This is a genomic window from Nostoc sp. DSM 114159, assembly GCF_053470285.1.
Genome location: NZ_JBPFEH010000001.1, coordinates 6,898,495 through 6,919,241, shown reverse-complemented (window position 1 = coordinate 6,919,241; position 20,747 = coordinate 6,898,495). Strand labels below are relative to the sequence as shown.

18 protein-coding genes and 1 pseudogene are annotated in these 20,747 nt (G+C 40.3%); 4 read left to right on the top strand and 15 right to left on the bottom strand.

Annotated elements, in window-relative coordinates:
- Nucleotides 1–178 precede the first annotated feature (178 nt).
- Together ACR5KR_RS29205 and ACR5KR_RS29200 are read right to left on the bottom strand one after the other, a co-directional pair.
- Complete coding sequence (locus tag ACR5KR_RS29205; protein ID WP_448268960.1) at nucleotides 179–835, bottom strand: glutathione S-transferase family protein; 657 nt, start codon at nucleotides 833–835, stop codon at nucleotides 179–181.
- Between the two features lie 4 nt (nucleotides 836–839).
- Nucleotides 840–1,124 (bottom strand): hypothetical protein, encoded by a 285-nt coding sequence (locus ACR5KR_RS29200; protein WP_445628711.1) that lies wholly within the window; start codon nucleotides 1,122–1,124, stop codon nucleotides 840–842.
- A 177-nt stretch (nucleotides 1,125–1,301) separates the two neighbouring features.
- Here ACR5KR_RS29200 and ACR5KR_RS29195 point away from each other — a divergent pair, with 177 nt between their 5' ends.
- Nucleotides 1,302–2,195: a LysR family transcriptional regulator gene (locus tag ACR5KR_RS29195; RefSeq protein ID WP_448268959.1), complete on the top strand. Its 894-nt coding sequence runs from the start codon at nucleotides 1,302–1,304 to the stop codon at nucleotides 2,193–2,195.
- A 63-nt stretch (nucleotides 2,196–2,258) separates the two neighbouring features.
- Here the strand turns inward: ACR5KR_RS29195 and ACR5KR_RS29190 are convergent, their stop codons facing one another.
- The 6 genes from ACR5KR_RS29190 to ACR5KR_RS29165 all read right to left on the bottom strand — a co-directional run bounded on the left by ACR5KR_RS29190 (nucleotide 2,259) and on the right by ACR5KR_RS29165 (nucleotide 9,743).
- On the bottom strand, nucleotides 2,259–2,900 hold the full coding sequence (locus tag ACR5KR_RS29190; RefSeq protein ID WP_448268958.1) for a transaldolase family protein: 642 nt from the start codon (nucleotides 2,898–2,900) through the stop codon (nucleotides 2,259–2,261).
- A gap of 124 nt (nucleotides 2,901–3,024) precedes the next feature.
- Complete coding sequence (rbsK, locus tag ACR5KR_RS29185) at nucleotides 3,025–3,966, bottom strand: ribokinase (protein WP_448268956.1); 942 nt, start codon at nucleotides 3,964–3,966, stop codon at nucleotides 3,025–3,027.
- A 79-nt stretch (nucleotides 3,967–4,045) separates the two neighbouring features.
- Nucleotides 4,046–4,447, bottom strand: coding sequence for a type II toxin-antitoxin system tRNA(fMet)-specific endonuclease VapC (vapC, locus tag ACR5KR_RS29180; protein WP_448268954.1), 402 nt, complete (start codon nucleotides 4,445–4,447; stop codon nucleotides 4,046–4,048).
- Nucleotides 4,448–4,675 (bottom strand): antitoxin, encoded by a 228-nt coding sequence (locus tag ACR5KR_RS29175; RefSeq protein WP_448268953.1) that lies wholly within the window; start codon nucleotides 4,673–4,675, stop codon nucleotides 4,448–4,450. It lies immediately after the preceding gene.
- A 37-nt stretch (nucleotides 4,676–4,712) separates the two neighbouring features.
- Entirely contained in the window at nucleotides 4,713–8,531 is a 3,819-nt protein-coding gene (locus ACR5KR_RS29170; protein ID WP_448268952.1) for an nSTAND3 domain-containing NTPase, read from the bottom strand.
- Nucleotides 8,532–8,573: 42 nt separating this feature from the next.
- Nucleotides 8,574–9,743: a cysteine desulfurase family protein gene (locus tag ACR5KR_RS29165; RefSeq protein WP_448268950.1), complete on the bottom strand. Its 1,170-nt coding sequence runs from the start codon at nucleotides 9,741–9,743 to the stop codon at nucleotides 8,574–8,576.
- Between the two features lie 217 nt (nucleotides 9,744–9,960).
- Here ACR5KR_RS29165 and ACR5KR_RS29160 point away from each other — a divergent pair.
- Nucleotides 9,961–11,517, top strand: a pseudogene (locus ACR5KR_RS29160) (phospholipase D-like domain-containing protein); the annotation flags it as partial.
- Between the two features lie 158 nt (nucleotides 11,518–11,675).
- Here ACR5KR_RS29160 and ACR5KR_RS29155 read toward each other — a convergent pair.
- Nucleotides 11,676–12,761, bottom strand: a complete 1,086-nt coding sequence (locus tag ACR5KR_RS29155; RefSeq protein WP_448270377.1) for a glycosyltransferase family 4 protein — start codon at nucleotides 12,759–12,761, stop codon at nucleotides 11,676–11,678.
- A gap of 871 nt (nucleotides 12,762–13,632) precedes the next feature.
- On the bottom strand, nucleotides 13,633–14,010 hold the full coding sequence (locus tag ACR5KR_RS29150; protein WP_292843718.1) for a hypothetical protein: 378 nt from the start codon (nucleotides 14,008–14,010) through the stop codon (nucleotides 13,633–13,635).
- 128 nt (nucleotides 14,011–14,138) lie between these two features.
- Here ACR5KR_RS29150 and ACR5KR_RS29145 point away from each other — a divergent pair, with 128 nt between their 5' ends.
- Nucleotides 14,139–14,327, top strand: coding sequence for a hypothetical protein (locus ACR5KR_RS29145; RefSeq protein ID WP_292750468.1), 189 nt, complete (start codon nucleotides 14,139–14,141; stop codon nucleotides 14,325–14,327).
- A 69-nt stretch (nucleotides 14,328–14,396) separates the two neighbouring features.
- On the opposite strand, the gene tmk is transcribed toward ACR5KR_RS29145, so the two are convergent.
- The 5 genes from tmk to ACR5KR_RS29120 all read right to left on the bottom strand — a co-directional run bounded on the left by tmk (nucleotide 14,397) and on the right by ACR5KR_RS29120 (nucleotide 19,982).
- Nucleotides 14,397–15,032, bottom strand: a complete 636-nt coding sequence (tmk, locus tag ACR5KR_RS29140) for a dTMP kinase (protein WP_448268949.1) — start codon at nucleotides 15,030–15,032, stop codon at nucleotides 14,397–14,399.
- Nucleotides 15,033–15,313: 281 nt separating this feature from the next.
- Nucleotides 15,314–16,636 (bottom strand): lactate racemase domain-containing protein, encoded by a 1,323-nt coding sequence (locus ACR5KR_RS29135; protein WP_448268948.1) that lies wholly within the window; start codon nucleotides 16,634–16,636, stop codon nucleotides 15,314–15,316.
- Nucleotides 16,605–17,441, bottom strand: a complete 837-nt coding sequence (locus ACR5KR_RS29130) for an SDR family oxidoreductase (RefSeq protein WP_448268947.1) — start codon at nucleotides 17,439–17,441, stop codon at nucleotides 16,605–16,607. Before ACR5KR_RS29130 ends, ACR5KR_RS29135 begins: the two co-directional genes overlap by 32 nt.
- Nucleotides 17,442–17,496: 55 nt before the next feature.
- A complete protein-coding gene (gene uxaC, locus ACR5KR_RS29125; protein WP_448268946.1) occupies nucleotides 17,497–18,924 on the bottom strand; it encodes a glucuronate isomerase in 1,428 nt (475 codons plus the stop codon).
- Between the two features lie 26 nt (nucleotides 18,925–18,950).
- Nucleotides 18,951–19,982, bottom strand: a complete 1,032-nt coding sequence (locus ACR5KR_RS29120) for a LacI family DNA-binding transcriptional regulator (RefSeq protein WP_448268945.1) — start codon at nucleotides 19,980–19,982, stop codon at nucleotides 18,951–18,953.
- 212 nt (nucleotides 19,983–20,194) lie between these two features.
- Between ACR5KR_RS29120 and ACR5KR_RS29115 the strand changes: the two genes are divergently transcribed.
- The gene (locus ACR5KR_RS29115; protein WP_448268944.1) at nucleotides 20,195–20,680 is read left to right on the top strand and encodes a gluconokinase; all 486 of its coding nucleotides are present in this window, start codon (nucleotides 20,195–20,197) and stop codon (nucleotides 20,678–20,680) included.
- Nucleotides 20,681–20,747: the final 67 nt, after the last annotated feature.

Here is a 20,747-nt window from a genome sequence, read left to right as displayed (position 1 = left end):
TACAAGGGGCCATAATTATCTCAAATTATCAAGCTCTAAAAAAGAATGTAGAGACATAGCAATGCTATGTCTCTGTACAAGAGTTCTAGATAACGCATATTTGATTTATGGAAATGTCTAGTAGGAATATCCCTTTGATTTGCATCTAGAATTGAAGTTGTTCTTATTTCCTATTTCCCTAAAACTCATACTGGGGAATAACTTCTGTCTCATTCTTTGCTGCATTTATCCACTCTTGCATTGCTGGAAGTGCCAAAACTGTCTCAGCATAATCTCTAGAAACAGTATCTAGCTGAACATCATAGGCGACAAACCGCAAAACAACTGGAGCAAAAAAAGCATCGGCAATCGTAAAATTGCCAAACAAAAAATTGCCACCACTCCCAAACTTTTGACGGGATTCTTGCCAGATACTAGTAATGCGGTCAATGTCTTGTTGTACGCCGGGTTCTAAACCTTTACCAGGATATTTAGTACGGCAGTTCATTGGCATATTCTGACGCAAGTTTTGAAATCCTGAGTGCATTTCTGCACTGATAGAACGAGCTAATGCTCTTGCAGCCTTATCCTCTGGCCACCATTGCAGAGTTGTAAAAGTTTCAGCTAGATATTCACAAATAGCGAGAGAATCCCACACCGTTTGTGTATCGTGCAATAACACAGGTACTTTTCCTGATGACGAGTATTGCCGAACCTTCGATGAAAAATCTGGGTTGTTATAGAGAGGAATCCGAATCTCATTGAATTCTAAACCAAATTGCTTCATCGCTAACCAAGGACGAAGTGACCAAGATGAATAATTTTTATTGCCAATTACTAAAGTAAGTTGTGTCATATTTTTAATACCGATAAAGTTGTTCAATCCACATAGACACATCAGTTTCTGAACCTGATGAAAAAGATTTTCCGGTTACAGGGTCGTAAGCTTGCCAATAGATATTACCGTGGCGGTCAACCTTTTGCCAAACTTGTAATTCATTCGGATCTGCTAGGAGTTTTTTAACAAAATTTTCCCAAATCAAATGCAGAGATTTCCAGAAGTTTGAATGAGTTTTTTTCTGGAATGATGGACTACAATTTATTTTTATATCTTCTGTTGATAGACACCTAATGTCATTTTTCATAAAATTATTCCTGAAAGTTACTCAGTAAATAAAACAGTAACAACATCTCAGTTAGGAATCAAATCATGGCTTGCATAGGTTCTATAAATGGTATTTATAGATATGAGAAATCACTAATACAACCTTTTTGCCACAATAAAGCCAGGATGTGTATACCCTTATTCTCATCAATTGCCTATGAAATTCTCCCAACTCCGAGCCATAGTTGCAGTCGCAGATCGTGGTAATTTTAGTGAAGCAGCTTTAGAATTGCAACTTTCCCAACCTGCAATTAGTCATGCGATCGCCACCCTAGAAGAAGAATTGGGTGTGCCATTATTTGCTAGAGGTCGTCACGGTGCTGTGCTGACACCTGCTGGAGAGCGCATTTTGTATCATGCGCGTCAAGCAATGGAGCATCTAAACATGATGCAACAGGAAGCCAACCTACATAAAGGTTTACACGGTGGTCATGTGCGAATTGCAGCTTTTCGCAGCGTCGCTACGCATTTATTACCAAAAGCGATCGCTCAATTTCACAATCAATTTCCAGAGATTGCTGTCACAATCATAGAGTGCAGTGCTTTCACGGATGTAGAGCAGTGTTTGCATGATGGACGTGCCGATATTGGTATTACCTGTCTCCCAACTGGTGAAGAATTTGAAACCTGGGAAATTTTTCGGGATGAGTATGTAGCTTTACTACCACCAGATAGCAAAATTAGCAGTCCGAAAATTACTTGGGAAGACATAGCAGCCTATCCGCCGGTTTTGCTTCCTTGTACACCTTGCGGACGCATTCTTCACAACCACCTGAAGACTTTAGCAATTCCAATCAATACTGCTACCGATATTCAAGAAGATTCTACAGTCGTTAGCATGGTGAATCAAGGATTGAGAGCAGCTATTATGCCTCGTTTAGCAGCTGTACCCATTCCCCCAAAGGTGCAGGTCTACACTTTACCTACACCACTTGAAAGAGTCATTGCAACTGCAACTTTATCTAATGCTCTGCAAGTACCTGCGGTATTCACCTTTTTAGAAATGTTGAGTAAATTTGATTTTTATAGTTTAGCTAAATTCACTTATTGAACAAATAGCAATTACGAACTTGTACTGAGCGTAGCCGTTGGCGCAGCCTCTCGTAGAGAAGTATTACGAATTACTTAAACCAATGCCTCCTTTAGCGAATTCTTCAACGGTTTTTTGAGAGAATTCATGAGTTGCGATCGCCTGCAACATTGCCAGTGGTAAAGTTAAATGATCCGCTCCGGCTTGCAACGATGCGGCTGCTTCTTCAGGAGATTTAATACTAGCTGCTAAGATTTGCGTATCACTACCTTTGAATATGCTAGCCATATCCCGCACCAAGGCAATACCGTCACCTAACAATCGGGTAGCGCGATTTACATAAGCTATGGCAATTTTAGCTCCTGCTTCCCGTGCTACTGCTGCCTGGGCTGCACTGTAAATTGCTGTCACCGAACAGGTAATTTCTGGTGATAGACTCGCCACCACTTCAAACCCTAACGGTGTTGCGGGAATCTTCAAAATTGTTTGCGAACCAATAATCTCAAAAGCTTTTCTACCTTCAGCTAGCATCCCAGCTTTATCAGATGCCATAAGTTGATAGTATAATGGGCCATTTGTCAAGGCAACCAACTTTTTGAGCGTGGTTTCTGGTGGAGTATCGCTTTGAGATAACAGCGTGGGATTTGTGGTGATACCTTTTACCCATCCCCAAAGCTTAACAACTTCAGCTTCCGATGCGATCGCTGAGTCTAGATATAGTGCCATACTTAATTCCTCCTGCATTTCTCCTGCTATACACCCTACATCGTTCAGAAGCTTTGCACTGATATTTCTGCCAATCCCGATCGGATAAGCATTTTACCTGTTTATTCTATACTTTTTTAAATACCTATCCTTGAAAGCCACTATTCACTCCCCTTTCCTTAAGAAATGCATCAAATGTAAACCTATCCGGTAGCGAAGTTTGGGCGCCTGTTTTTGTCGCTGTCAAAGCACCTGCTGCTGCACCCCAAACAACTGCTTGATGTAAGGAAAGTCCTTCAAAAAGTGCTGCCGCTAAACCACCATTGAAAGCATCGCCTGCGGCTACTGTATCAACTGCATGAACTGAAAACGCGGGTACAAAAAACTTTTCTTCAGCAGTAGCACAAAAAACACCCTTAGCACCTAGTTTGACGATCGCACATTTCACACCCCGTTGCAACAAAACCGCAGCTGCTTTAGCTGCTTGTTCCTCTCTATTCACAGAAAAACCAACCAACTGCGCTGCTTCAACTTCATTTGGTGTAATAATGTCTACCAATGGATACAATTCATCTGGTAAATTAGATTGTGCCGGTGCGGGGTCAAAAATCACTTTTATGTTTGCACCTTTCGCAGCTTTAGCAGCAGCAACCACGGCATTAATCGGAATTTCTAGTTGTAAAAGTAGTGCTGTCGCTGCTGGTAAAAAGTGGGATAATCGCTCTACATCTTCTTGATTGACGCGCCCATTTGCACCAGGAATGACGACAATTTGATTTTCACCAGTCTGACTCACGGTGATAATAGCGACTCCAGAACTAACAGTTTTATCCACAAAAATGTTATCAGTCTGTACACCAGATGTTTGCAAATTGCTAACAAGTTCCTTACCAAAATCATCTGCGCCGACACGTCCCACTATCTGGGTAGGAATGCCCAATTTTGCCAATGCTACGGCTTGATTGGCTCCTTTCCCTCCCGAAACTTTAAAAAAATCTTCTCCTAGTAACGTTTCTCCTGCGACTGGCAAGCGGGGTGTTGTTGCTACCAAGTCTATATTTATGCTGCCGAAGACGATAATACTCATGATGCGGATCTTAAAGTTATTCAGATTGATATTACAGGATGCCAGTAACGCAATATCATCACATATCGCATATTGACAACTACTCAACCCAGTTTTCTAATAGGAGCGTAGGAATACGAGAAAACTCTCGCACATTATTGGTGACTAGGATAACTCCTAAACTCAGCGCATGAGAAGCAATGAGCATATCCATTGCACCAATAATAAGTCCTCTACTTTCGAGATCGCTTCTGATGCTGCCGTAAATCGTTGCAGATGCTTGATTGAATTCGACAATTTCTAGAGGTAGCAGAAATTGCATCAGGGCGATGCGGTTTTTCTCTTGCTGTTGACTTTTGGCAACTCCGTATTCGAGTTCAGCAACGGTGATAGAGGAGATACCAACATCAGAAATGCTAAGGGTTTGAAATTTATCCAGTACTTTTTGGGGTTTTTGCTTTATCAGGTAAATGCAGATGTTCGTATCAAGCAGGTATCGCATTTAAAAGCTCTCTCTGGTGTCGAGGAGTGGCTGATCTCTGGTAGTCATAAAGTCATCAGAAAAATTGTCTAGACTATCAATGAGGGATTCCCAAGGATTGTCTTTGGCAATCAGGACAATGGCATTACCAATTTTTTTGATATAAACTTCAGTCCCAGTAAGTTGAAAGTCTTCGGGTAAAATGACCATTTGGTGAGTGCCATCAGTAGTAATTTTTGCAGTGTTCATGGTGTTTTTGTCCTTAAATTAGCTAGTATTTCATAATCTAGTCGTGCATGAAGTCCTGCTTATTTTCTATTTCAATTTCTTCCCGTAATCCCTGAATAAGTTGCTCTACGTATTGCTTATGTTGCAAAAAAGCTACACTATTGAAAAGTGGAAGCAGTGACTCTAAATACTCAACGCGATTCTGATATACGGGAACCCAACTTCCTACACAACTCCAAGAGCTAGGTTCTAGGCTAAGTTTTTTAAAGTCATCGAATTTTTGATTTTTCTTTATAAAAAATTCTACAAATGAACGTCTTCTTTTATATGAGAAGTTTGTAACTAGATCAAATGTAAATTCGGTAAACGGAATGTCATTACATCGAGATTCTAGTAATTTCATCAGGATCTTATCTTGCCGCTCCCACAAAATTTCATGATCTTTTAAATCTGCACTGAGAATGAAGAATTTGCTAAGTCTAATAGAGCCTAACCTAAGATACTCTTCATCCCGTTGATAAATATATTCAATTATCTGCGTCATTAGGTTCTCATAGTTGTCACATCGCCATAGGAAGGAATAATCTCGTCCATTATCAAAATGATATGATTGATATTCTTGGCGGTAAATCCAATCCATGTATTCAAGAATGAATTCTGGATCGCGTTTTAATATATAAGTAAAGTATTGTCCATTACCATCTGTATCCCAGTCATTTTTTATGAATTCAAGATAAGCTTTTTTCAGTACATTCAATTGATTATCAAAAAGGTTAATCAAAACTGTATTGAATTCATATCTATGAAATAAGCACGATAATGGATAAAATTTATTGGAGTTTTTAGAAGCATTTTCCAAGAGAATTTCGACTATCTTAACCAATAAATTTTCGTCTAGCGCATGATATTTTATAACAAAGTTTAAATCGTGTGGTATATCACTTACCTCACTTTCTTTATAGAGAGTATAAAGTTGCTCTAGATGTTCTTCTCTAATCAGTTCTTGAGGTAATAACTTATAAAAGTCAAACAACCACTTTCTTTTTAAAGAAAAAGAACCTTGATTAATAACTTCATAAGTTTTATCAATGCCTAAAACTTGAACTAGGTGATTTATAAGTTGAACATCATTAATATTCAGTGGATTTCCAAGAATAATGTAATTTTCTACTACATCAGCATAGAGTTGTGGATCTCGATTTGCTAGGTCAATAAAAACTCTGGTTACTTTGCTTGCAAGATGGAATATATTATGATTTCGGCGTTCTGTTTCTTCCTGAATCTCAAGACATTGCTTGAAAAAACTCTTGTAGTCCTCTAAGTTGTAGTTTACAAAAAAATCATGATTTTTTTGTTGCTTAAGTTGCTCTTCTTCCTCAAAGTTATAGTTAGTTAAAAACTCTCGAATTTCTTCTTCTCTAAGTTGTTTATTTTCCTTGTTTGCTACATTGAGTTTCTGTCTCTTTGATGGATCATAAAAAAGAATTTCAGATAACGCATAGGTTTTATTGGTAAACCGTTCGCGTAAATTTTTAACAAATGGTACATTATGATGATCTAAATGATCTAAATAGCTTTGAACAACCAGACAATTTAAATAGCTACTGGCATCCAGATATGACTCAATAAAAGCAAGCACCTCAGATGAATCTTGGATAATTATTTCATTTTCTGAGACCTTGTAACCTGATGTACTGTACTTGTAAAGAAGATTAAGCACATCTTTCTTGAGAACAGGTACTTGATAAAGTTGAAATACGTTCTGCCAAATTTCTTGTCTAAGTTCTGCCATTTCTGGCGTTGCTGGTAAGGTGAAGTTAAAGATGTTAATTCCTTTCCCTTTCATCCTAGTAGTGTTAAATTCGGTGTAAAGATAATGTTCAGCCACCGCAATAAATAGCTTTGAAAACATTATATTTTCACCATCTCTAACCCGTTCCCATAGTACATCAATTACTATCCGCTGAATAGCAAATCTATAACGATAGGATTCGTGATCAAACCCAAATCGTTCGGTAAGAAGGTAAAGCACTTGCGATATTTCGGTCGGTCGTTTTGTGACATACTCCAAAATAAGCTCTAATGCCATTTGAAGATTATTCTCATCTGAATGCTTGAATAACCCTAGTGTGCTAAGGAGAGAAGGTGATGGAATATTAGAGTTAGCCTTAATTTCCAAGTTAGAGAGGTCTGCTAATTCCGGTTCCATTGCAGAAATGCAGTTCTGAATATATACAAAGATATCTGTTTGCTTGACGAACCAGAACACCTGTATGAACTGCATCAGATTTTTTTCGTTTCCTGCACTTTGATATGTTTCCCATGCTTGATTAACGTGTGGACGAACTACCTCTTTGATTATTTCAGTATCAAAATTATTCATAACAGGATTGAGCGCGTCAACAAGTCGATACTGAAGCTGAGGGAAAAAGTAATTTATGAGAGTAGCAAAATTGAGTAATTTTTCCTTAAAGAAAACACGGTAAAAAAGATAGGTAGCCAGAACTTGATCAGAGACTTGTACGATCTCATTCTCGTACATATCGAGAAATTCATGGTCATCTAGCTGGCGAACAGCTTTCCAAAAAACTTCTTGGTTAATACCGAATGCTTTCTCAATTTCCTCCATCATATTTTCATTTGAACGATCTACCGTTCTAAAAAATGCAACAATACCAGCAGCTTTCAAGAGGTTTTCATCACCGAGTTCTTGTAAATCTTTTCGGATTGAAGAATAATACTCGTCGTAAAGATTAGATACATTATTAATACTGTCAAGTCTATTTTCTCGTTTTGCTAATAGTGCAGCCATGATTGCAAGACGAGGATTTCCTTGTGCAATATCGGCAATTCTGTTGAGATAGAGAGGATTAAGAATTTCGTACTCATCCTTAAGTATTTGCTTTATCTGATTCTCATCCAAAGAGTTTAGCTCTACCTCAGTCCAATTTTTATAGGACTGCGCTAATTCCTTAACTTTTTCAAAGGCATAATCTCGAACAGTAGCAATGACCTTTATTTGTTGATCCTCGCGTTGATCATGAAGGATTTGAATGAAGTACTCAAATGAGTTGACCCGATTTGCATCATCTATAAAAATGAGGTGACAACCCGGTTCTGAAAAATAGACACGGAGATCCTCAAAAATATCTGCTCCTCGAATAAAAATACATTTAACCTGATATTCAGGGTGACTTGCTAAAAATTGATTGCAACATTCGAGCGCCAATCGAGATTTACCAATGCCTGCCTTGCCAAACACAATAACAAGATTACTGTTATTTAATCCTTGCGATACTTGCTCTAACTCTTCCTCTCGAAAGTGGAAAGTTGTATTAAGAGGAGTAGCCGCTTTTTTATCGTAAGCCTTAATAAATTCATCAAGATCAACGATTTGTCCTGTATCTACCTCAACTCCAAGGAAATCTCTTGCAATGCCTGGATATTTTTGGTAAATATCATAAGATATAGGGCCAAGACCAAAGATATTAAGGTTGACTCCTCGGTTCTGGCATTCCTCCCTCAATAAAACTTCTTCGTCTGGGGAAAGCATCGATGTATGACATAAAACTATCTCTTGGATTTTTTCAACAGATATTCCAGTTTTTACCTCATCAAAGCACTTGTCGAGGTCTTTCTTAAATTTCTGAGCAACTCCTTTCTTCTCTGTTGTGTATTCTGCAAAGACATACTTTCCATTAGGTAACACTACTAATGTATCAGGAGTTCCTGTCCTCACTTTGTCAGCGCCAATTACAGATCCAAGGGGATTAATCTGCTCATATCCTTTTTTGTGGAGGTAAGCATCGGCAATCTTTTGGAACTTTTCACCGCTTTGTTCCCGTAGTTCATTTTGGATCTGGTTAATTTTTGACATATAACTTTACACGGTTTAAATCTTAGTAGCGTTGCCAATAATTTAACGCTTAACTAAAGATAAATCCGGTGTCAGCCTTTGCAAAACTTGCTTCAATACCATTACTGTCCAATCTATATCAGCTTCCGTCGTATCATGCCCCAATGTGATGCGAATTCCTCCCAAAGCAGCTTTTTCTGAATAGCCCATCGCTAACAATATCGGACTAGGGCTAAGTTTCCCACTGTGACAGGCGGCACCAGCACTGATACCGATACCTGCAAGGTTTAAATGTCGTACCAAGGCTTTACCGCTAAGTTTTTTGCCATCAGCGTTTTCTAAGCACATACTCACATGGTGAGGTAAACGATCGCACGCATCCCCTGTAGGAATTAAACCAGGAATCTCAGTTAATTGGGCAAAAGCGCGATCGCGTAACTTAATTAACCGTGGTGTTTCTGTAGCTAATTCTTCAGCTGCTAATTCTGCTGCTACACCAAATCCGGCAATTATCGGTACTGCTTGCGTACCAGAACGTAATCCCATTTCTTGTCCACCACCGCCCAGTAAGGATATTAATTCCACACCAGGACGCACGTACAAAGCCCCTGCACCTTGCGGCCCATATATTTTATGACTGGAAAGGCTAAGTAAATCTACAGGTAGTTGTTGTACATCTATAGGTAAGCGTCCTGCAACTTGCACCGCATCTGTATGGAACAAAGCCCCATGCGATCGCACTATCTTACCCAGTTCTGCAATCGGTTGCACAGTCCCAACTTCACTTTGACCGTAAATTATAGAAACCAAAACTGTATTATGTCGCAATGCCGCCTTTAAATCTAGAGGGTTGACTCTACCTTTAACATCAACAGACAAGCGCGTAACTTCCCAACCCCACGTTTCTAGAAACCTTGCTGTTTCAGAAATTGCCGAATGCTCAACGCTGGAAATAATTAGATGTTGAGGTACAGCATACAACCGAGCCACACCCATAATCGCCAAATTATCTGCCTCAGTGCCACCAGAGGTAAAAACGATCGATTCAGGACTGGCGGCGTTAATTAAACCAGCTACTTGGACTCTGGCTTGTTCTATAACCGTTGCCGCCCGTTGTCCCCACTCATGTAAACTGGAAGGATTGCCCCACTGTTGAGTGAGGATTGTTTGCATAACTGCGATCGCTTCTTTTCGAGTCGGAGTAGTGGCGCTGTAATCTAGATAAATTTGCATAAAACCGATAATAGTGAGAACACACGTTAGTGAGAGACTGCGGATTTGTCAGTATATACAGTTTTAGTGGACAAATTCTAAAAAAAATATTTGTAATTTTACATCTAGCAGTAGATTTTTCCCTTTACTTGGAAACTTATTTCTCTACTTAATTCAGAACAAAAAATTTTGGGAATGATAAATATATCCACTTCCAATCCACTTTTAACAGATTACAGTGCAACTTATCTCTAGACAAAGATATTTTTTATATATCTTTTTACTGATATTCTCTCTGGCGGGTTGTCAACGAGTCCAGTCCTACAATCAGCGTCCAGCACCCTTACCACAAGACCCGTTAATTCAAGCTTACTTTAACCATTCTGAGTCTTCAGAATACCAAGAAGCTTACCGTCAGCAAACTCGTCTGGGGGATGATTTAGAAAAACAGATTGTCGATGCTATTGTGCAAGCTAAATCTACAGTAGATGTAGCAGTACAAGAATTACGTTTACCCAAAGTTGCCCAAGCATTGGTTGGTAGACAAAAAGCTGGGGTAAAAGTCAGAATCATTTTAGAAAATACCTATAGCCGACCTTGGAGTAGCTTAACATCTGCTGAAGTAGGTAAGTTAGATAAAAGAGAACAGGAACGTTACAACGAATTTCGCAAATTTATCGATCTTAACCAAGATAATCAACTCAGTCCAGCCGAAATCAATCAAAGAGATGCTTTAATAATTTTGCAGAATGCCCAAATTCCCTGGATAGACGATCGAGCAGATGGTTCAGCGGGTAGCAGCTTGATGCATCATAAATTTGTGATTGTAGACAATCGCCTTGTAATTATCACTTCCGCCAACTTTACATTAAGTGATACTTCTGGTGATTTTACAAATCTTAGCAGTTTAGGCAATGCCAATAATTTATTGCAGATTGACAGCCCAGAATTAGCTGCTTTATTTACAGAAGAGTTTAATATTATGTGGGGTGATGGCCCAGGAGGTCAACCAGATAGTCGATTTGGTTTGAAAAAACCGATGCGTTTACCTAAAGAAATAACTTTAGGTAACACCAAAATTACTGTACAATTTTCGCCGACTTCTCCAACTCAACTTTGGAGTAACAGTAGTAATGGTTTAATTGGTAAAACTTTAGATTCAGCAACCAAATCTATTGACATGGCGTTATTTGTCTTTTCCGAACAGCCTCTTGCCAATATTTTAGAAAAACGCCATCAAGAAAGTGTGCAAATTCGCGCTTTAATTGAACCACAATTTGCCTACCGTTCTTATAGCGAAGCCTTAGATATGATGGGGGTTGCTCTTAGTAACAAATGTAAATATGAAGTTGACAATCATCCTTGGTCAAATCCAATTACTACCGTAGGTGTACCTGTATTACCCAAAGGCGATTTATTGCATCACAAATTTGCTGTTATTGATAGTCAAACAGTAATTACAGGTTCTCATAATTGGTCAGATGCGGCCAATAATGGTAACGATGAGACGCTTGTAGCGATCAAAAATCCGATAGTTGCTGCCCATTATGTGCGAGAATTTGCTCGTCTTTATGCCAAAGTAAAACCAGGCTTACCACCAGCAATTCAACAAAAAATTAAATTAGAGCAAACACGATGTCCTCAAATAAAAACTTCTTTATAAACTGAGTTAAAAGGAATTCAAAAAGTAAATATTAACACCGCAAGTTTAGCATAATTAGCAACTCTTCCTGGCGTAGATCAAAAATTAGCAAAGCGAATAATTATTAGTCGTCAACAGCAACAATTTATATCTTGACAAGACTTAGGAAAAGTTCCAGGAGTGAGTGCTAGAACTTTAGAAAAATGGGGAGCGATCGCGTGACTTTGTAGGGCGCACAGCTAGCTGCACACCCTTACAACGATCTGTATTCTACCTAGTTAAAAACATCTAAGATTACACAAATACCATATTTAAATTTGGCTGCTACCTAAACTAAGCAAACTACGGAAACGTCCATTCTGAGAAAATCGTTCTGCTATTATCTGTTGATAAACTGCCTCATAACCATCAGTCATGTGCTCAACGCTAAAAAGGTTTTCAACATAGCGACGACAGGCATAGCGGTCTAACTCTGTTACCCGATCGATCGCACTGATGCACTCTTGAATATTATTGCAGAGGAAACCCGTCTTTCCGTGGGAAATTACCTCTTCAGTAGAACCCAATTTCATCGCAATCACTGGCGTACCGGAAGCCATTGACTCTACCATCACCAATCCAAAGGGTTCCCGCCAAGTGATGGGGAACAGAGTTGCTACTGCACCTCCCATCAGGGCATTTTTTTGAGCATGGTTGGCTTCACCTAAATACTCTATTTGCTTTCCGTCGATATGTGGTTTAATTTCCTTCTCAAAATATTCCACATCAACGACATCTATCTTACCCGCCATTTTTAAATGCCAACCAGCAAGTTTTGCAATTTCTATGGCTAAATGCACTCCCTTTTCTGGAGACATCCGACCTAAAAATGCTAGGTAAGGAGGATCTTCTGGTTGGGAGTGAAACTTATAACTGTTAACATCAATCCCATTGTAAACCGTTGCTATACAGTTCAACCCTAATCTTGGTTCTCGTTGTGAATTGGAAATACTGACGTAGGGTTGTTTTTTCCCAAAACTAAAAATCTTTTCGTTGTCAGGGGTAAAAGTACCGTGCAACGTGTGAACTGTAGGAGTTTTTACTAGATTTGCATAAGGCAGTGTCCCATGACCAATATGGGAGTGAATAATATCAAACTCTTCTGCACGTTCATACACCGAAGCTAGATTCAGCATCTCGTAAGTGCTGTAATCTTTGATTGTGCGATCGAGTCTGAGAGCGCGGGGATGAACTGAAATTAGTTTTGCTAGACTAATCGAATCTCCCGATGCAAATAAAGTTACTTCGTGTCCGCGCCGGACTAATTCATCAGTCAGTAACCCTACTACTAACTCTATGCCACCATAAGCTGGAGGTGGAACTCTTTCCCACAGTGGAGCTACTTGAGCAATTCGCATCATAAACCTCCTAACAAATAAAACTTGAATTAGAAGTTTTTTCTTTCTGTTGTTGTAGTGCTTTTAATTGATTCACTTTGCATCAGAAATTAACTTCAGATACTAAACTTATAAACAATTGCTTCTAAAGCCTAAGCTTTTACTTATATAATTTTCATCTATCCTAGTACGCAAATTATCCACTTCTAAAGAGGTAAATTTACTCTAAATGATTAACTTTTGGTGATTTTGTACAATCTTAAATATATATTTTGCCGATCAAAAAAATTTTATAAAATCGTCAAACTCTCAGATGAATGCTGATATTTAACGTACCAAACTAGCCAAGTCAATACATGATGCTGGTTTTGGTATGCTGCTTAATTTCATCAGCTACAAACTAGAGAGAGGGAGGTAAATTTATTCAAATTGACAGGTTATTTCTTAGTTCAAAGCTTTATTCATGCTGCGGTCATAAGAATGATTTCCTGAATTTAAGTATCTGTGAGTGGAATGGCACGCTTGTTAAGATACAGCCCTTGCTCTGACTGGTTAAGATCCTAGAGGCTCTTAACCCATTCTGGGAGGCTCTGCCTCCGATCTTCTTGACAAGAGGCAGAAGCCCACTTTAAATATATTCCCAGCCTCCAGGCTGGGAACAAGGCGACACAAGCCTTTGGGTATATGGGATATAGAAAAGTCCCCAGCTTTAGGTTGCTAGGAACTAACTACTTTCGGCTTGTAAACTGATTTAACGCGATGTGCAACTTATTCTTAGAACCCCTCTCCAAACCTCTCCCCGAAACGGAGAGAGGCTTTGATTCTTGCTCCCCAACCCTAGCTCTTAAGGGGCTGGGGGTTAGGTTTGAAAAAAAGTCGCACACGGCGCGATTTACTGATTTAGCAGTCCGATAGCCATCTCAAGGTGCATCTTAGCTTTATGCAAGTTTAGTAAACTCTCTTGGTCGTATCGGTCAGGGTAGCTCATAGCCTTGCCCTCTAAAGTTATCCGAATTAATGCTGCTTGTTCATCAGTGGGGGAGTTCATCTCATCTACGACCCCTTCGAGGAATTGAATAACACTAAAGCCTGGTGATTTTAACCCTCTTCCTTGCCTTAATTGAGAGAGTGCTATCTGGGGAAATGCCATCAAGGTGACAATCCAACTAGTCTTGTAACCTCCATTCCCAGTAGGCTTTAATCCGTAACGCCTACATAAGTCTCTTAACTCAGCAGTAGTTTTGATTTCGAGTTCTGACCTTGTGAACATAAAATAGAATTACCCATTTGTAAAAGTGGTATCGGTGGATGCAAACTTTACCAGGGTGAACATCCACCAAATAAACATTTTCCACTGGTAGGCACGTGGAAAATATTATTATTTATATTTCTATACAAATGACCAAGAATAAGGGCAAGCCAGAGAATCTAAAACCGTTCACTACAGACAGAGAAGAACCATTAACCGAAAGATTAAATTTACGCATCACTAAAACAATGAAAGAGGAAGTGCAGCAACAAGATGACCCTCCTGAATTCTGTAGAGAAGCAATTCAGAAAGCACTGGATGAGAAAAAAGGGAAGTAGTGAAAAGTTATTGCACTAAACTCCAACAAATTTTCTAAATTCATTAAAAACTTTTAAGCTTATTTTTTCTTACCTCGCCAAGTGCAGATGTACGCGTAAAATTCCTTGAATTACCTGTTGTACAGCTTCTTTACTCAAGCTGCCATCTACCCGAACAATTCGTGAGGGATGAGACGCTGCTAAATGCGCGTATCCTTGCTGAACGCGCCGATGAAAAGCGATTGTCTCCTGTTCAATGCGGTCTAGTCCTACTTGGTCTGAGAGTTTGCGGGACAGTCCTACTTCGACATCGACATCTAGCCAAATAGTTAGATCGCTTTCTAAACCACCAGTGGCAATATTATTAAGCTGATTGATTAAACTCATATTCAGACCGCGACCATATCCTTGGTAGGCAATGGTAGAGTCAGTGTAGCGATCGCATAAAATATATTTCCCAGCTGCAAGATTTGGTTTGAGTTCTTGTTCAACGTGTTGCGATCGGTCAGCAGCATACAACAAGAGTTCTGTCACCTCTGCAACTGGTTTATCTTCTGACTTTTCTAATAGCAAGCGGCGAAGATGTACACCTAACTCTGTTCCCCCCGGTTCGCGAGTTACTACCACAGAAACACCGAGACTTTCCAGCCACTCAGAACAAAGCTGCATTTGGCTAGTTTTGCCACAGCCTTCCACTCCTTCAAATACAATTAATTTTCCACCCATGCTTTTTTGTTCGCTGCGATAAACTGATTCGCTGAGGTTTCATCAGATCAAGAATAGCGCGAAGTGTAAAATTAACCTGCAATTGCGTAGGCGTAGCCCATCGTAGATATCGCAGTTTATGATTCAATACAGTTCAGATAAGACCAAAACACTTGTAGAGACGGCGATTTATCGCGTCTCAAAAACGGCGATTTATCGCGTCTCAAAAACGGCGATTTATCGCGTCTCAAAAACGGCGATTTATCGCGTCTCAAAAACGGCGATTTATCGCGTCTCAAAAACTACGATTTAGTTTCCTGAAAATTACTGCCACTTAAACGGTACAGTATTTCGCCAGCTTTCGGCACAAGCAATATGCCTTCATCTTCTCGATTAGCCCATTGAGTGGGTTGAATGGTCGCCGGATCGCGATAGTTTAAGTTATGAGCAGCACAGCGTTCAGCAGAAATGCCAGTAGCTAAAGTAACGCGAATCCGCGCTTGTTCTCCTTTTATCGGATCGAAAGTACCCATCCCTTTTAAGTGAGTACTATGGGCCAGCACTCCAGCAGGATAGTCTTGGAATTTATGCCACTGTTTAAGAAAGTAATCCCGCACATGATAGCCAATTTGGGAGAGAATTTTGCCGTGTGTATAGCTAAACTCGGTAATATGAGGAGCATATATAATTACTTCGCCTCCGTCAGCTATTACTGGCTCTAACTTGTACATTCCTTTAGCTGCTGTCCAAATGTCATCATACATTTGGGGCATGACTGAAAGCACTTGTTTAAAAGGCCGGTCTACATATTTAATATGCAGTTTAGCTGATAGTTTTGCAGCAGCTTCCCAGGCTGACTCTGGTTGACCTATATAAAGTCCAGCTAGCTGATTTGTTTTCGGTGCGACCACCATCGCCAAACAAAGCTTTGGGGTAGAAATCAGGCTAGCGGCTCGGTTAATCAAACGCCGGACTGGTGTGATTCCCAGCGTACCAATAATTTCGTAACAAGTAATTAAAGCACCTAACCAGTGTGAGAGATTAATTACTTCTTGACCACCAATACCAGGAAAAAAATATTTATTTCCACCAGAAAAACCGACAACTTCGTGGGGAAAAACTGGGCCGCAAATTATAATCAAATCGTATTCTGTTATCAGCTTATTAATCCGCACATCAACTGACTGATGTAGCATTCCACCGCTAATTTCTGCTATCTCGTCTGCCGAAATTACTCCACAAGAGATAAAGGTATCTGGTTCGTTCCAAAGGTGGTTAAAGATGCGAACTTTTTTAAAAGTTGTCTCTCGTTCCTCTGGTGTTACTCCTACCAAGTGATTGATTTGTTCTTCACTCATCGGATTATGTGTACCTAGAGCAATTAAAAAGTCCAGAGCCGCTACCCTTTGACCCAACTCCTGATGCAGCAATCGAAACATTTGCGGGATGGGAGCAGTGCGGGTACTATCTGGAATTAACACCAAGATGCGCTGTCCATCCAACTTCGGGTCTGCTAAAGCTTGATGAACTAGCGCCGAAACTTGCTCATCTGAAAGTGTCCCATTATTTACAGCCAGTGAATACATGACATTATTAAACTCCACTGTAGATACTAAATCCACCATCTACCGGCACAACTACTCCGTTGACGAAACTAGAACCAGAACTACATAACCAGATTAAGGTGCTGAGTAATTCATCTGGTTTTCCGAAACGTCCGGCGGGAGTATGGTCAATAATTTTTTGCCCGCGAACGGTCAAACTACTATCAGAATTTAAAAGTAAATCTCGATTTTGCTCGCCAATAAAAAAACCTGGTGCGATCGCATTTACTCGCATTCCATCACCATACTTTTGGGCGAGTTCTACAGCTAACCAGCGAGTAAAGTTATCTATCCCTGCTTTCGCGGCCGAGTAGCCAACCACTCGACTAATCGCTCGAATCGCAGACATAGAAGAAATATTCACAATGCAACCGTGGGGCTGACTTCTTTCCACCATTACTTGACCAAAAACCTGGCAAGGTAGTAAAGTGCCAACTAAATTGAGGCTAACTACTTCCTCGAAAGCTGTATGTGGCATCTCAAAAATATTCCCATCAGCAGTAATTGTGGCAGCCGGAATATTACCGCCAGCCATATTTACCAAAATATCTATCTCACCCCAACGCTGTATAATAACATCCCTAGCAATTTCTAATTGGGAGCGATCGCTAACATCGGCCACCACAGCCATACTTTCTCCACCGTTAGCAGTAATTTCAGCCACCACCGCCCCCGCCCTGACTTCATTGCGACCCAAAACGACCACTCGCGCTCCAGCCAGAGCCAAACCCTTTGCCATAGCCCCACCAAGCACACCAGAACCACCAGTAACTACCGCCACCCGCTCCTTCAAACTAAAAAGTTTACTTAAAATCAACTCAGCCATCACCCATTCCCCCTCTCTGCGTACCTCTGCGCTTCCCTCTGCGCCCCTTTGCGTTTCAATTCCCCTCAAACTTATAAGCAACCTTAGCGAGGTCATAAGCCAAAGCACGAGCCATACCATACCCTTCCTCTTCCTCAACCAATCCCCGTGCAACCAATCCAGCCAACCAATTACAAGCTACCCGTCGCCAGACATGATGACGAGCCGGAATCGAAACAAAAGCCCGCGTATCATCATTAAATCCAGCAGTATTATAAATTCCCGCAGTTTCCATAACTTGATTGAAATAACGCTCCATACCATTTACGCTGTCGTGAAACCACCAAGGCGGGCCGAGCAATACACTGGGATAATGACCAGCTAACGGAGCCATCTCGCGGCTATAAGTGCTTTCATCCATACCAAAAATGATTAAATGGAAGCGGCGATCGCTACCATAAGCTGACAACAACGGGCGTAAATTTTCAGTCCATTCGATTTTTACGGGAATATCAGCACCTTTATCAGCTCCAAATTTCTCAAATAAAGCCGGGTTATGGTTACGCATCACACCGCAATGCATTTGCATCACTAACCCATCTTCCACACTCATCTGCGCCATTTCCATGAAGATATGACCGGTAAAATTTTCGACATCACCTGGATTCAGCTTGCCGGCTAATGCTCTGGCGAAGATAGCTTCGGCTTCTTGGTCAGAAAGGCGTGTGGTATAAGGTGTAGCTGCACCTTGATCGGTAGCTGTCGCGCCCATTTTCTTAAAGAAAGCTCGACGTTCTTCGAGAGCTTGCACAAAATTGGCGTAAGTGTTAATTTCTCTACCGATACTGCTTTCCAACTTGCTAAGATTTTCGCGCCAACCAGGAGCATCTAGATTAACTACTGCATCTGGGCGAAAAGTTGGTCTAATTTGAGTAAAACCTTCTTCGTGGAGCGATCGCTGATTCTCTAGATGATCGCTGGCGGCATCGGTAGTACAAAGCACTTCGATGTTAAAGCGTTTGAATAAAGCACGCGGGGAAAACTCCGGTGAGGCTAACAAACCTTCCAGATAATCATAGATACGTCCGGCGTTGCGAGAATTTAAAGGTTCATCCACCCCAAAGACGTTAGTTAATTCCTCTTTCAACCACAACCCAGATGGAGTACCTTGGAATAAATAAAAATGGTCGGCGAACAATTGCCAGATTTTGCGGTGGTCGGTTTCTACTGGCGAACCATCATTAGTTGGTATGCCCAAAGCTTGCAGAGATACGCCCTGACTATAAAGCATCCGCAAAAGGTAGTGGTCAGGGATAATCAATAATTCTGTGGGCGAACCAAAACGGGCTGCGGGATTAGCTAACAAAGCTGGATCTACGTGTCCGTGTGGACAAACTAAAGGTAACGCAGATATGCTATCAAAAAATTGATGAGCTAATCGTCTTTGAGCTGGTTCTGGAGAAAAGCAGCGATCGGGAGATAAACCCGGTTTTTTAGTTAACATAATTTTTGTATAAATTGTTTTGAATTTTAAATTGTTAATAATGGTGCACTGCTACCACGCTTTAATAGAAAAGGAGATAAAACGCGGTTTTTCACAGTTTTTTCTTCTATTAAATCGAGTAACATTTGCATGGCGATGCCACCAATTTCTAACATGGGCTGACTAATTGTGGTCAGCGCTGGCGTAACGTAACAACCCAGAGCAATACCATCAAATCCGACAAGGCTTAAATTTCGTGGTACTAAAATACCTAATTCTTGGCAAGCTAACAGAGCGCCAATTGCTACCATATCGTTGTAACAAAATATGCCTGTAACTTCTGCGGCCAATAGTTTAGACAGCATATTTTGTCCGGTGTTCACGTCGCTGGTTCTGGTATTATACTCGTCACTAATTGAAACCCAATCAGTATTTTGTGGGATACCAGCTTCTGCAAGGGCCATTTGATATCCTTCTAGGCGCTGCTGGTTCGATCTGCTGCGATCGCTCACACCCAGATAACCAATAGCGGTGTGTCCTAAACTAATTAGATGCTCTGTGGCTAATTTAGCACCTAAGCGATCGTCTATTGCTACTGAGTGAAATATTTCTGATTGGTCTTCAGTCTGACTATTAATTAAAACTGTTGGTACAGCAATTTGTGTGAGTTGTTTAGTATGCTGTTTACTAATTCGCGAGTCAGCTATTAAAATCCCGTCCACCCTACGGCGATGAAAAGTATCAATAGCTGCCATTTCCTGCTCAAAATCTCGGTGTGAAGCACTCAATAAAACACTCAAACCCGCTGGTTTGGCTATCTTTTCAATTCCTTCTACCACCTCAGCGTAAAAGGGATCTGAAATTGAAGTTACTACTACACCAATAGTATTAGTACGTTTATTTTGCAAGCTTTGAGCAATAGCATTCGGCACATAACTCATCTCCTCTGCCAGCCGCTTAATTTCTTCTCGCACTTTCGGGCTAATGAGAGCATTATCTCGCAAAGCACGTGAAACTGTAGAATGAGAAACGCCTGCTCTGCGGGCAATATCTTCAATTGAAATTCTTCGTTTATTCATTATTTTATCTTAGTTCTTAAACTTTGCACACGTGTGCATTTGTATGTATTATAGAAAATAATCGTAATTTGTCAAGAGAATTTAATACAACTGACATTTTGCATGGCAAGGAGTTAAAAGTCCTCATTTTCACCTCCGTCAATGATTACAACTACAAGTTACAAATCACAAATTCCGAATTCCGAATTAGTTGAACTTTTATTAAGAAAAAAATGATTATTATCGTCATGGGTGTATCTGGTTCTGGAAAAACCACTATCGGAAAACTACTAGCAGACTCCTTAGAATGGGAATTTAGCGACGCTGATACTTTCCACTCACCAGAGAATGTTGAGAAAATGCGGCGTGGTATTCCTCTGAGTGAAGAGGACAGAATGCCTTGGTTACAAGATTTGCAAACAGCCATCAAGCATTGGCTGCAAGAAAATAAAAATGTAGTGCTGGCGTGTTCGGCTTTAAAAAATAGCTATCGGCAATTTTTGGTAGTGGATAGCGATCGCATCAAGCTAGTTTACCTCAAAGGGTCTTACGAGTTGATTCAAAAGCGCTTAAAAGAGCGTAGCAATCATTACATGAGTGAAAAACTACTCAATAGTCAGTTTTATACACTTGAAGAACCAGTAGATACTCTATCTATGGATGTTGCACAGCCACCCCAGATAATTGTCCAAAACATTAGAACTGCTCTAGAAATTTAGCTGAGTGGTGACAACCGTAATATTAAGATTAATCACGTATCTAGGAAAACACGAATTTTTGGCAACT